The organism is Kiritimatiellia bacterium (genome assembly GCA_018001225.1).
GTDB lineage: Bacteria > Verrucomicrobiota > Kiritimatiellia > CAIQIC01 > JAGNIJ01 > JAGNIJ01.
In genome coordinates this window covers 19719-33414 of the sequence record JAGNIJ010000009.1, presented here as the reverse complement: position 1 = coordinate 33414, position 13696 = coordinate 19719, and the positions used below count along the sequence as shown (strand labels likewise).

Annotated in this window: 6 protein-coding genes; 4 read left to right on the top strand and 2 right to left on the bottom strand. The window is 67.4% G+C overall.

Going from position 1 to position 13696, the window contains the following annotated elements:
* Nucleotides 1–39 precede the first annotated feature (39 nt).
* From KA248_04670 to miaB, 3 genes are all read left to right on the top strand, one after another.
* Nucleotides 40–3015, top strand: coding sequence for a S8 family serine peptidase (locus KA248_04670; protein ID MBP7829192.1), 2976 nt, complete (start codon nt 40–42; stop codon nt 3013–3015).
* A gap of 103 nt (nt 3016–3118) precedes the next feature.
* Complete coding sequence (locus tag KA248_04665) at nt 3119–3541, top strand: Rrf2 family transcriptional regulator (GenBank protein ID MBP7829191.1); 423 nt, start codon at nt 3119–3121, stop codon at nt 3539–3541.
* 79 nt (nt 3542–3620) lie between these two features.
* A complete protein-coding gene (gene miaB, locus KA248_04660) occupies nt 3621–4994 on the top strand; it encodes a tRNA (N6-isopentenyl adenosine(37)-C2)-methylthiotransferase MiaB (protein MBP7829190.1) in 1374 nt (457 codons plus the stop codon).
* On the opposite strand, the gene KA248_04655 is transcribed toward miaB, so the two are convergent.
* A complete protein-coding gene (locus KA248_04655) occupies nt 4912–5688 on the bottom strand; it encodes a hypothetical protein (protein MBP7829189.1) in 777 nt (258 codons plus the stop codon). The genes miaB and KA248_04655 overlap by 83 nt on opposite strands.
* 117 nt (nt 5689–5805) lie before the next feature.
* Between KA248_04655 and KA248_04650 the strand changes: the two genes are divergently transcribed.
* Nucleotides 5806–11070 carry a lamin tail domain-containing protein gene (locus tag KA248_04650; GenBank protein ID MBP7829188.1) on the top strand — a complete coding sequence of 1755 codons (5265 nt, stop codon included), beginning with the start codon at nt 5806–5808 and terminating at the stop codon, nt 11068–11070.
* A gap of 132 nt (nt 11071–11202) precedes the next feature.
* On the opposite strand, the gene KA248_04645 is transcribed toward KA248_04650, so the two are convergent.
* Complete coding sequence (locus tag KA248_04645) at nt 11203–13692, bottom strand: metallophosphoesterase (protein ID MBP7829187.1); 2490 nt, start codon at nt 13690–13692, stop codon at nt 11203–11205.
* Nucleotides 13693–13696 lie beyond the last annotated feature (4 nt).

Sequence of the window (13696 nt, the reverse complement as noted above, 5' to 3'; positions counted from 1 at the left end):
AGCCACACGCCGCCAAGGAAACAAGGTAACGGAGGACCCATGATGACCGCAAAAACATGCTGGAAGATCCTTGTGCTCGTTTCGTGCTGTAGCCCGCTCGCCGCGCCCCCGGCGCAGGCCGATAAACCGAGAACGGATCAGCCGCCGCCCAGTATCATCGTTCAGCTGTCCCCGGCCCTGGCCGCCCTGGCGGCCCAGGATATGATCACTCCTGCGCTGTCGCCCGCCGAGTTTGACGAACGGGTGAAAGCGCTCCTGTCGCGGCCCGCCTGGTCGGGACAACAGGCGTTCCTCAACGCCCTGGCGGCCATCCGCGCGACGGGCCTGCGCGCGCCGTTCCGCAATCCCAAGGCCGACCGCGCCTCGAGCCCGGAACGGGCAGCGCTGTACGACACGTTCGTCATCCGCCTGGCCAACCCGGCGGCCTCCATGAACGTCGAAAAACTGGAGGCCACGGCCGGGGTGCTCTCCGTCGAGCCCGACGCCTGGTGCCGTACGGAGTGGCTCCCCAACGACTTCTACTTCCATAGCGCCGGAACCTGGGGCCAGCTCTACGACGACCTGTGGGCGCTCAAGCGCGACAAGCTGGACGCCGAACTGGCGTGGAACCTGGGCTTCGGCGCGGGCATCCTCGTCGCGGTCGTGGATTCCGGCGTGGACCGCAACCACGCGGAACTGAACGGGCAGGTCTGGCAGAACGCGGCGGAGATCGCGGGCAACAACGTGGACGACGACGGCAACGGGTTCGTGGACGACGTCCATGGCTGGAACTTCCGGGCGGGCAACAACGACACGATGGACGTCCACGGGCACGGGACCTTCTGCGCGGGGATCATCGCCGCCCGGGGCAACAACGCGATCGGTATCGTCGGCGTGGCGCCCCAGGCGAAGATCCTGCCGCTGACGATCACCGACGCGGAGGGCGCGGGCCTGATCAGCGATGCCGCGGCCGCGATCGTCTACGCCGTGGACAAAAACGCCCGCGTAATCAACTTGAGCGTCGGGGACTACAAGAAGCTGAAGGTCATCACCTCGGCCCTGGCGGTCGCCTACCAGAAAAAGGTGGTGGCCGTCTGCTCCGCCGGCAACGATTCGTGCGACAAGTACCACACGCCGGGCAGCGAGGTGGACGCGCTCTGCGTGGCCGCCAGCGACCCGGCGGACCTGCATTGCGAGTTCAGCAACAAGGGCTACTGGCTGGACGTCTGCGCCCCCGGCGGCGACCCGGACCCCTGGAATCCCGAAAATATTCTCTCCCTGCTCTCGGCGGTCCATTCGCCCGACCTGAACGCCTTCGTGATCGGCGGCCAGTACTGCCGCATGGCGGGCACGTCCGCCTCCGCGCCGTACGTGTCCGGGGCCGCCGCGCTGATCCTCGGGCTGCACCCGAATTACGAGGTGGACGTGGTGCGGTCCCTGCTGCGCGCCTCGGCCGAGGGCGCCGACGGCGGGCCGTGGTCCTACCGGACGGGTTACGGGCGCATCAATCTCAACAACCTCGTCAAGTACAACGGATTCGGCGCCGCGCGCATCCGCACGCCGCTGGACCGGCACTTCCGGATCCGGACGGGCGACGCCGTTCAATTCAAGGGCAAGGCGTTTTGCACGGGGATGACGAAATGGCGGCTGGAATGGGGCCACGGCGAGAACCCGGGGGCCTGGAACCCGATCAACAGCAGCCTCGTGCCGCAGCCCAACGGCGATCTCTGCCCGAACTTCGTTCTCGCGGGCCCGGCGGCCGCCCGCGTGGACCAGCGGTGCATCAAGCTGACGGTCGAGGGGCCGAAGCAGTTCTACCAGGACAAGGTCTGGGTGACGCTCGATCCGAAGTGGAAATGGACCAAGCTCACGGGGGGCGTGAACGATGAAACGTTCGTGGACATGGCCCTTGACGCCGCCGGCAACGTGTACACCTTGTGCCAACTCGGCAAGACAGACGGCGTCAATCTCTTCTTCTCCATCGCGGTTTGCAAGTTCAACGCCGACGGGAATCTGCTGTGGGCCAAGGCCAAGGGCAGTGACCGGACCTTCGGCGGGGGCCTCGCCGTGGACGGCGCCGGCAACGTGTACGTCACGGGCATGACCAAGGAGCAGCTGGACGGCCAGCCGAACAATAATCCGGACGGAGCCCTGGTCGTCGGCGATATCTTCGTGATCAAGTACGACACGAACGGGAACTGGAAGTGGACGCGCATCCGGGGCAGCGCCGACGCGGACGCCGGGAACAAGATCGCCTGCGACAACGCCGGAAACGTCTACATCGGCGGGGATGCCAAGGCCGCCTTCGACGGCCAGCCGTTCCAAGGCAACGCGGACATGGTGGTGATGAAGTACAACCCGGCGGGCGCCTGGCAGTGGACACGCTTCTGGGGCACGCCGGACTTCGACCGGGCTTACTCCATCGTCGCGGACGGCGCCGGCAACACGTGGCTGGCGGGCCCGACCGGCGCCCTGCTCGACCAGTCCGTCTTCATCCGCAAGTACAGCCCGGCCGGCGCCCTGCTGGACTCGGTGGTGCACGCGGCGCCCGACCCCGGCTATGCCATCGCGACGGACCTGGCCCTGGACGGCGCCCAGAACGTCTACCTCACCGGTTACATGCGCGGGCTCAACTGGGACGGACAGAACAATCCCGCCATGCTGAAGACCAAGGGATTCGCGCAGAAATACAACGCCGCCCTCGACTGGCAGTGGACTCGGCTGTTCGGATCCGAGGAGAACAACGAAGGCGCGTCCATCTGCATGCTGAACGGCAACCTCATGATCGGCGCCAAGGACATCCCTCCCATTGGCGGATTCTCTGGCCATCCGTCCATGTACCTGATCAGCTACACAACGGCCGGCGCGCTCTCGTGGCGGGACAATATCTTCGCGAACAGCGAATGGAAGTCCGAGCCCAAGGCCGTAGCCGCCAGGGCGAATGTGCTGTACACCGCCGGCCGCTCGGAAGGGCCCTATGACGGTGCCGTGTACAAGGGCATGGGCGACGCCCTGCTGATGCAATACAAGTTCTAGCCGTCCGTCCACCCCGGGGGACCTGCGCCAAGCGCGGGCCCCCCGTTTTTTTACATGTTCGGCCTGACTGGATAATCGACCGTTTTAGTGTATAATGAAAAACATGGTATCTAATCGCTGTCAGTACGCGCTCCGGGCCATGGTGGAACTGGCCCGGAAGGAGGGCAAGGGACTGGCCACGATCGCGGAGATCGCGCGGGCGCGGCACATCCCCGTCCGTTTCCTGGAATCCATCCTGCTGACCCTCAAGCAGAACGGCTTCACCCGGTCGGTGCGCGGGAAGGAAGGCGGCTACCTCCTGGCCCGGCCGGCCGGCAAGATCTCCGCCGGGGACATCATTCGCCTGTTCGAGGGGCCGATGTTCACGCCGCGCAAATCCGCCGAGGCGACCCGGGATGTCCTGACCACCCTGTGGGGCCGGGCGGAGACCGCGATGTCGGAGGTTTTCGATTCCGTTTCTCTCCGCGAGCTCGCCCGGCTGGACGAACAGAGCGAGCGCGCGGCCGCTCTCCATTTCGACATTTGACCGCGAAGACCAACGCCTTCCGCGGATGTTTGATTCCCGTTCCCATCCGTGTTATCCGTGCCATCCGTGGTTTCCGATAATGGATCGCACGTACCATATCTGGACGATCGGCTGCCAGATGAACGAGGCCGACTCCCGCAAGGTCGCCGCGCAGCTCGAGGCGCTCGGCTACGCGCCCGCCCGGCACGCGGAAGAGGCGTCTCTCGTCGTGCTCAACACCTGCGTGGTCCGGCAGCAGGCGGAGGACCGCGCCGTGCGTCGGCTCCACCCGCTCAAGGCGCTCAAGCGTAAAAAACCCGACACGGTCATCGCGCTCATGGGCTGCATGGTTTCGCCCCGCGAACTGCCCGAGCTGAAGCAGCGCTTCCCGTGGGTGGACGTCTTCGCCCCGCCGTCGGACGCCGCGCCCCTGCTCGACCACGTCGAGGCCGCGCACGGGAAGACCCGCCGCGCGGAGCGCGACGCGATGCAGGACGGCGAGCCCGTTCTGCCGGCTTCGCAGCAGGCGCGGGCGGTCACGGCCTACGTGCCCGCCGTGCTCGGCTGCTCGCACGGCTGCACGTTCTGCGTCATCCCCGGCCGGCGCGGGCGCGAGCGGAGCCGCCCGCCCGCCGACATCCTGCGGGAGGCGCGCCGCCTGGCGGACCAGGGCGTGCGGGAAATCACGCTGCTCGGCCAGATCGTGGACCGGTACGGGCTCGACCTGGACGGGAAGCCGGACCTCGCCGGCCTGCTGGAACAGATCAGCGCGATCCCCGAGATCCTGCGCGTGCGGTTCCTGACCAGCCACCCCAACTGGCTGACCGACCGGCTTCTCGACGCCGTGGCGCGCCTGCCAAAAGTCTGTCCTTACATCGAGGTGCCCTTCCAGTCGGGCAACGACGAAATCCTCGCCCGGATGAAGCGCGGGTACACGGCGGACGACTACCGGCGGCTGGTCGGCCGGATCCGCGAAACGATCCCCGACGCCGCCGTGCTGACGGACATCATCGTCGGATTCCCGGGCGAGACCGAGGCGCAGTTCATGGATTCGTACCGGCTGCTCGACGAACTGCGGCTGGACGTCGCGCACATCGCGCAGTACTCCGTGCGGCCGGGCACCGCGGCGGCCCGGACGCTGAACGACGACGTGCCGCCGGGGGAAAAGCAGCGGCGGTGGCAAATGCTGGAGGACCGTCAGACCGAAATCCAGGCGGAGAAAAACGCCGCGTTACTGGGCCGGACCGTGGAAGTCCTGGCGGAAGAGCAGGCGAAGAACGGCCGCTGGCGCGGCCGCACGCCGCAAAACAAGCTCGTGTTCTTCGAGGGCGACGGAGACCGGCTGGGCCGCATCGCGCCGGTGACGCTGGACTGGACGGGCCCGTTTACCCTTATTGGGCATGTCTCCGCAGACGGCGGCGGATCAGCAGAAGAGCCAAGCCCAGCAACGGCAGGGAGCCGGGTTCGGGAATAACGGTGAAGGTGGCGCCGTCCGCCTTCCAAGTCGCCGGATCCTGGGCGGTATTGCTCAACACCCAGTTCGCCGAATCCGCTATGGCGGCGCGCAGGGCGTCCGGCGTCCCTGCAACGATGCCATTGTAGTATCCGTTGTCAAAGTTGCCGATGTAAACCGCGCTCACGCCCGAAATACCGGCGGGCACATAGCTCTCCCCCGCACTGCTGGCCCCGGAGGTCAGCCAGCCGCCGTTGGCGAAATCTAGGCCGTACAACAGCACGGCACCGGAGGGATCCCCGCGGTGCGCATCGCCGCCACCCAGGTCCGTGATGACGCCCGTGTACGCGAAGATCTGGTCGCCGTCGTTGCTCAACCCCAGCAGAGATCCCCCGAGGGTTCCCAGGCTCCACGTGGACGTGTTGGTATGGAAACTGATGACCGTCCCGGCGGCCACGTTATCGCCGTGGCTCCAAGTCAGAGGCCCGCCTCCGTCCAGATGCTCGGTCCAGCGGAACAGGTTATTGCTGACGGACGAATCGGTGAAATTCACGACCGTGCCGGCCGCGATATCCGTCAGCGCCACCCAGGCAAAAGCGTCGGGATTGTCCGAGCGATAGGCAATGACGGCGATGTCCCCGGCGATCAGAGTGGCCCCTGCCGGTTCCCCGAGAAGCAGGGCCAGTGTGACACCGAGAATTGCGTATTTTTTCATACCCCATAGCCCCTTTCCCGTCCGCAACGATGAACCACTCCCACGCGTACGTATACAACAGAGGCGACGGCAGGTAAAGGGCTTTACCCGGCGAGGGCCCGCACGTATGTTGTCGATATGAAACCGCTATCCGCGCGCCTTACGCTCGCCTTCGTTTGCCTCTTCACGCTGGCGGCCCGGCTGCCGGCGCGCGCCGCCGTGCGGATCAGCGAGTTCATGGCGGACAACCAGGCGGCACTCCTGGACGAGGACGGGGATTACTCGGACTGGATCGAGATTTACAATTCCGGACCGGCGGACGTGGACCTCGGCGGCTGGTCCCTGACGGACGATACAAACCAGCCGGCCAAGTGGGCGTTCCCCCCGACCAATCTGGCGGCGGGGGCCTATCTCGTGGTCTTCGCCTCGGAGAAGGACCGGACGAGCCCGAACCTGCACACGAGCTTCAGGCTCTCCGCGGACGGCGAGTACCTGGCCCTCGTGGACGCGACGGGCACGAACGTGATCAGCCAGTACGCCCCAGCCTTCCCCTCCCAGTACCCGGACGTATCCTACGGCTGGCAGACCTCCGGCTCAAACGCCTCGCTGTGGGCGGGCCGCGCAGGCTACCTGATCCGGCGCACGCCCGGCGCGGCCAACACCTGCCGGCCGGGCCCCCACCCGCTCTACTGCGACGACTCGGCGCTGCGGGCGGACATCACGATCTCGCAGTCGGACTGGGACACGCTGATGTACGATCCGTGGAACGAAACCTATCGCTCCATCACGCTGCGCGTCCGCCACGGGGACATCGACGTCACGGTCAGCAACGTCGGCATCCGCTGCCGCGGCAACACGAGCCGCGAGAAACAGCCGCGCTCGTTCAACATCGCGCTCAACGCCTTCGTGCCCGGCCAGAGGCTGTTCGGCATGGAGCGCCTGTACTGGAACTCCGACGCCAACGACCCGTCCACGGCCCGGCCGAAACTCATGAACGACCTCGGCAACACGGCCGGCCTGCCGACGTCGTACGCGAACCACGTGGCCCTCGTGGTGCACGGTCCGAACTGGGATCGCGGCGCCTACTATCCCGGCGGCGCCTTCTTCGACGCGCTGCGCAACAATACCGAGGCGGTGGACGATGTGTTCGTCAAGTCGCGCTTCGGCAGCAGCGCGGGCAACCTTTACAAGTGCAACTACCGCCAGTGGCCGGCGAACCTCTCCTACCGCGGGCCGACGGGCAGCTCCTATATCGGGGACGGCACGACCTACGAGCTGAAGCACGACGGCGGAGGCGACTCATCTTACGATGACCTCGCGGAGTTCATCGCGCTGATCGACCAGACGCCCAGCAACGACTTTCCCAACGCGATCATGCAGGCGTTCGACGTGGACGGCTTCCTGAAGCGCATGGCGATCGACGTGCTCTGCGGCAACTGGGACAACTACTGGGCCAACGCCAACAACTACCATCTCTTCCACGACCCCCTCTCGGGCCGCTGGCAGTTCCTCCCCTACGATTTCGACAACAGCTTCGGCATCGACTGGATTGATCTCGACTGGGAATCCCGCTCGCCCTATGGCTGGGGCGACGGCAATCCCAACGGCGCGCCGCTGGCGGCCAAAATCATGGACGTGCCGGAGTTCCGGAACCGCTACTCGTTCTACATGAAGCAGATGCTGGATTCCGTGTACTCCAACGCCCGCCTGAACCCGGCGCTGTATGCCACGCGATCCAACCTCGTCGCGGCCCTGCCGATCCTCTCGGGCGGCGTCAGCAACATGAAGGACCGCGAGCGCGACCGGTACGCCGGGGACTGGCCCTATTGGACCTACGACCATTTTTTCTATTCTTTCGACTATGCGCAGCCCTACGCCGGCGTGCCCAACAACTACGGCATCACGGAATTCATCGGCATCCGGCAGACCAACGCCCTGGCCCAGCTCGACCTGCAAAACATCGGGCCGATCATCTCCGGCTTCGCCTTGGACCCCGATCCCCCGTTCGTCAACGACGCCTTCACGGTCTCGGCGCGCGTGACGGACGACGTGGCGGTGGCGTCAGTTCAGTTCGTTTACTCTTTCAACGGCGGGCCGACCAACGAGGCGGCGCTGACGAACCGGGGCGCGGACCTGTGGTCCGCGGCGCTCCCCGCGTTCACGACCAACGGCTCGCTGCGCTATATCCTGCGGGCGTCGGACAACACGGGCCAAGCAACCTTCCATCCCTTCGGCGGCACGAACTACGCGCTGACCCTGACCGTCACCAACGCCGCGGCGGCCCTCGTCATCACGGAGCTGAACTACAATCCCTACGCCCGGACCGCCGTGGAGATCGCCGCGGGGGTGACCGACGACCAGAACCTGGAATTCCTCGAATTGCACAACGCCGGCAGCACTCCGCTGGCGCTCGAAGGCTACCGGTTCACCGCCGGCATCACGTTCACGTTCCCGGCCTTCACGCTGGGCGCGGGCGAGTACGCCGTGATCACGTCGCACAGCAACTCCTTCCGCGTCCGCTACACCAACGCGGCCATCCAGGTCATCGGCCAGTACAGCGGCAACTTGAGCAACGGGGGCGAGGCCCTGCAACTGCTCAACGCGGCCGGGCAGGTCTTCAAGGCCTTCACGTACGACGACAGCGGGGACTGGCCGGGCCGCGCGGACGGCAAGGGCAGCAGCCTGGAGGTGCTCGACCCGGCAGCGAGCTACGACGATCCGTTCAACTGGCGGTCGAGCTCGGAGTACGGAGGCTCGCCGGGCGCGGCGGGGCTCGGGCCGGACAACCGGGTCGTCGTCAACGAGGTGCTGACCCACACCGACCCGCCGCTGTGCGACGCGATCGAGCTGGTCAACACGACCGAGAGCGCGATCGACATCGGCGGGTGGTACCTGACCGACACCAGCGACCGGTACACGAAGTACCAGATCCCGGACGGCACGGTGCTGGCCGCGGGCGCGTACATCGCGTTCGACGAAACCAACCACTTCAACACGTCGGGCGGCGTGGACACCAACGACTTCGCGCTGGACGGTGCGCACGGGGACGACGTCTACCTGATGCAGGCGGACGCCGCGGGGAACCTGCAGCGGTTCGTGGACCACCCCGAGTTCGGCGCGGCGGCCAACGGGGAATCGTTCGGGCGCTGGCCGAACGGTTCGGGCAGCCTGTACCCGATGGCCAGCCGGACCCTCGGCGAGGCCAACAGCGGCCCGCGCGTCGGCCCGCTGCTGATCAGCGAGGTCATGTACAACCCGCCTAACGGCAGCAACCACCTGGAGTTCGTGGAAATCTACAATCCCCTGTCCCAGGTCGTGGACCTGACCCGCTGGCAACTCGACACAGGCGTCACGTTCCCGTTCCCGACCGGCACGGCCATCGGGGCCCAGTCGGCCCTGGTCGTGCTGCCGTTCAATCCGGCCGCGCCCTCGAACAGCGCGCTGCTCGCGGACTTCCGGGCGGTCTACGGGATCTCGACGTCCGTCCCGCTCGCCGGCGCGTACTCGGGCGCGCTGGACAACGGCGGGGAGGACGTGCGGCTGATGCGGCCGGACGACCCGCCCCCGGGCGAGCCCACGTACTATCCGATGCTGATCGAAGATGTGATCGCCTACGACGACGACGCGCCGTGGCCGGCGGGCGCGGACGGCGGTGGCTCGTCGCTGACGCGCGGCTCCCCCGCCCTGTGGGGTGCGGACGCCGCAAGCTGGTCCGCCGCCTCGCCCACGCCCGGCAGCCACGAGTCCAGCGGGACGAACTTCACGTTAACGATCCGGACCGACCACGGGACCGCCTCTCCGGCGTCGGGGGCGCACCTGGTCGCCGCCGGCCAGATCATGACCAACAGCGTCACCACGCCGGACATCCAGGGCGGCGCGCGCTACGCCTGCGCGGGCTGGGTGATGACCGGCCACAGCCCGGAAGCCGGCGGCACGAACTGGATGACGATGACCGCGACCAACGACGCCGCGCTCACCTGGCGCTGGACCACGAATTACATGCTGACCGTCACGTCGGGCGGCGGTGGCCGGGTCGAGCCGGAGGGCGGCTGGGCCGAGCCCGGCGCGGTCGTGGCGCTGCAGGCCTCGCCCAGCAACGGGTACCGGTTCGCGCAGTGGGCCGGCGACACGAATGCGATCACGGCGGGCGGGTCGCTGTCCACTTCGATCTCCGTGACCGTCGCCGCGCCCGTGTCGCTGACCGCGCAGTTCGCGGCGGATGCGCCGGCCGCGTACTACGTGTCCCCGGCCGGCAGCCATACGCCGCCGTACACGACGTGGGGCACAGCCGCCACCAGCATCCAGGCCGCGGTGGATTACGCGCCCGCGGGGGCCACCGTGCTGGTGACCGAAGCGACGTATGCGCTGGCCGCGCAGGTCAGCATCGCCAAGGCGCTGACCCTCCGCAGCACGAACGGCCCGGCCGGCGCGATCCTGGACGGCGGCAACGCGACGCGCGTTCTCTACGTGACGCACGCGGAAGCGGTGGTCGAGGGCTTTACGATTCGCCGGGGAGCTGGCGGCGGGAACAGCGGCGGCGGCGCGCGCCTGGAAGGCGGCGGCGTGCTGATGAACTGCATTCTTCACAGCAACACGACGGAAAAGAGCGGAGGCGGCGCGGCGCTGATCAACGGCGGCGAACTCCGGAACTGCCTGGCCTACGGCAACAGCGCCGGCGAGCGCGGCGGAGGCGTGTACACCTACACCGACTCCGGGGCGCCGGTCGTCGAGAGCTGCACGTTCGCGAGGAACTCGGGCGCGGAGGCCGGCGGCGTCTACCTCAACGGCGGCGCAGTCCTGCTCAACTCCATCGCCTGGGCCAACAGCGCCTCCTCGGGCTCGAACATCGTCCTGTTCGGGTCCGGCCAGGACGTTCGGTACTGCACCACGGGGCCCGCCGTCGCCGGCGCCGGCAACGGGGCGTCGAATCCCGCTTTCGCGGACGCCGCCTCGGGCGCTTTCCGGCTGGGCGACGCCTCTCCCTGCATCGACGCCGGGACGAACCGGGCCTGGATGGCAGGCGCGCTGGAACTGGACGGGCGGCCGCGCATCCTGCACCTCGTCGCGGACCGGGGCGCCTACGAGGCCGTCCTCGCGGCCTGGGACACCGACGAAGACGGAATGCCGGACGAGTCCGAGTTGCTTGCCGGCACGAACCCGAACGACGGCGGCTCCTACCTCGGGCTCTCGGGGCCCCGCCACGGTCCGGCCCCGGGCGCGTTCCTCCTGTCCTGGTCCAGCGCGACCGGGCAACGGTACCGCGTCCAGCACTCCACCAACCTGTTCGAGGGCTTCACGGATACGCCCTTCACCAACCTCCCTGCGGATCCGCCGCTCAATACCGTCACGGATGCCGTCGAAGGGGTCGCCGGCCGGTTTTATCGGATCCGGCTGGAACCGTAGGCCAGCCGGTCATTACCCGTCTGTCATTCCGAGCGAAGCGAGGCATCTCCTCTGCCGCCCACGACCCGGCTTTCAATGCCGACCACCGTGCGCCTCAAGAGATCCTTCGCTGCGATCAGGATGACAAAATGCTCAATGCTTCACTTCTACCCGATAGAACCCGCTTTGCGCGGAACTGATGTTTGTCGTGTGCGAGTTCGAGGGCGGCGTGGCGGGGAGGTTGTTGGTAAGTTCGCTGAAGCCTGAAAGCAAGTTCGTGGCGCCGAGCAGGGCGTACGTCCGGTTCGACTCGCTGCTCCACCGGAGAACGAGCCGGTCCGCGGCGGCCTCCTCCGCCCGGGCCTGGAGCAGGGATGCGGCGTCGTCCAGCCGGGTTCCGGCGACGGATTCCGCGCGGTTGTTCATCCCGTCGCCGTCCTCGTCGCCGTGCTCCAGCGCGATCTTGACCGGCTCCAGGGTCACAAAGCCATAGCCGAAGTTCCCGTACTCATCCTCTGTCCCGTAGCCCCTCGCCGCGATGTGGGAGGCGGAGAGGTAGCGGTTGTTCCCGTTGGTGGAGCCGGAGGCGATCACGCCCGAAACCAGGAGCCAGGTCAGCGAGGTCGCCCCCCCGGACGCGTTGAGCGCCGACCAGGGCAGCGAGGCCTCCCATCGATCCGTGCGCCGGTCCCCGTCATCGTCGGCGCTGACGCAGGCCGTCGTGCCCGTGCCGTCGAACTGCGACAGCCGGGCGTTGGGCACGGGAACAAAGGCGGCGGTGTTGGTGCCGATGTAGTAAAGGCCCTGTCCGAAATCATAGCCGCCGTATGTGAAATTCGTGAAAGCCGGCCCGTCGCCGTACTCATCTCCGAAGACCATGGCCAGGTCCATCGGCTCGACGAACCCGACGTTGTGCATCTGGTCGAGGGCCTGCGGCGGACCGGCCTTGTGCCACAGGTTCTCCGCGTTGTCCGTCAGCGTGTCCAGGCCCAGGAAGAGGACGAACACGTTGTTCGACCCGCCCAGGTCGGCGCCGATCCCGCCGACGTACAGGTTCGAGCTGTCGTGGTTGAAATAGAGCCGCCCGAAGTCGCCGAACCCCGAACCGTCCCGAACCTCCAGCGGCCCGCCGTTCGTGCCGAAGTCGAAAGCATCCCCGATGTTGTTCTGCCCGGCGGGATCGCCGGTGATCGCGGGGGTTCCGGCCGCGACGATCCGCGGCGGCGGGGAGGTCGGCGCCTCGTACGGCATGTCGTCCAGCAGCGCCTGCCAGTTGTAGTCGTAGTTGTTGTCCCAGTTCGTGGCCGCCGCGTCGTGGAACACGAAGGCGATCCGGTTCGAGGTGGCGGCGGGCACAGTGACCGTGTGCTCCCAGAGGCCGCTGGCCGCGTTCCAGGTCATCGAGGTGTCCACGAGGGCGCTGCCGAACGCGTCCACCCCGAGGTGAATCCACACGGGCGAGGAGTAGAACAGCGGGCCCTGCGCGGCGTCGTAGAGGATCTTCGCCGTCCCGCCCCGCTCGGGAAAGGCGGGCTCCACGCGCACCTTGCGCCGGGCGTTGGTGAAGGCAAGATCCTCGAACACCAGGCCGTCACTGCGAATCGCGCGGTAGCGCATGACCGAGCCGGTGATCCGCAGGTCCACGAAGTGGTAGCACGTCGTGGCGTACTCGTGGCTGCCGGGCGTGAAGTCGGAATCGTAGAGCGAGGCGCCGCCGCCCCCGACGATCGCGTACGTCACGCCGCGGATGGGCACGGTGCGCTGGTAGTTGTGGCTGTGCCCGCTGAAGACCACGTCCGCCCCGTACATCGCAAACAGGCGGCACCAGTTGGTCTTGACCTCCTCGTCGCCCTCGCGCTCGCCCCACGAGTACGGCGGCCGGTGAAAGTACGGCACGAGCCACGTCACGTTCGTGTCGAACGCCGCCGCCTGCAGGTCGCGCATGAGCCAGTTCGTCTGCCCCGCCATGTCCGCGTCCGAGTTCAGCACCGTGAAATGCACGGGGCCCGCGCGGAAGGAATACGGCCCCCCGGGGACGTCGCGATGGGGCAGGCTGAATAACTGCCAGAACAGCGAGCTTCCGCTTTCCGGATAATCGTGGTTGCCCGGCGCCGGCATGAACACGGCCCGGTCGAACACATCGGTCACCGTGTTGAACAAAGCAGACCAGGTCGCGTACCCGGCGCCCCCGTACTCCTCGTCCGACAAGTCGCCCATGTGGATCACCAGGTCCGGCGCCCACGCCGCGACCTGCGCCGCCACGCCGCGGCACGCCCCCTCATCCGCGCCGCCCTGCAGGTCGCCGTACACGACCAGATTCAGCGAGCCGGTCGGCCCGGGCGCGGTCCGGAACGTACGGTCGCCGGCGGCAAAACCGTCCGTGGATGACGCCTCGTAGTGATAGACCGTGCCCGGTTCGAGGCCCTGCAGCGTGATCCGGTGCCGGCGCGCGCCGCCCGCGTCGCAGACGGAATCCGTGTAGTGGCTGGTCAGGCCGTACCGGACCGTGCCGCGGCCGGGATCGTTCCGCTGCCAGAAAACGGTAACCGTGGTCTGCGGATCCTCCGACCACGTCAGAATCACGGGCGCCGTGGTGTCGGCCGCGGCCGCGGCGGCCAGGAAACCAAGAAAGGCGTATCGCATGACA

Excerpts from the sequence above, each read along its gene's own strand:
- KA248_04670 (MBP7829192.1), top strand. The coding sequence starts at position 40 with ATGATGACCGCAAAAACATGCTGGAAGATCCTTGTGCTCGTTTCGTGC.
- miaB (MBP7829190.1), top strand. The coding sequence starts at position 3,621 with ATGGATCGCACGTACCATATCTGGACGATCGGCTGCCAGATGAACGAG.
- KA248_04665 (MBP7829191.1), top strand. The coding sequence starts at position 3,119 with ATGGTATCTAATCGCTGTCAGTACGCGCTCCGGGCCATGGTGGAACTG.
- KA248_04655 (MBP7829189.1), bottom strand. The coding sequence starts at position 5,688 with ATGAAAAAATACGCAATTCTCGGTGTCACACTGGCCCTGCTTCTCGGG.
- KA248_04645 (MBP7829187.1), bottom strand. The coding sequence starts at position 13,692 with ATGCGATACGCCTTTCTTGGTTTCCTGGCCGCCGCGGCCGCGGCCGAC.
- KA248_04650 (MBP7829188.1), top strand. The coding sequence starts at position 5,806 with ATGAAACCGCTATCCGCGCGCCTTACGCTCGCCTTCGTTTGCCTCTTC.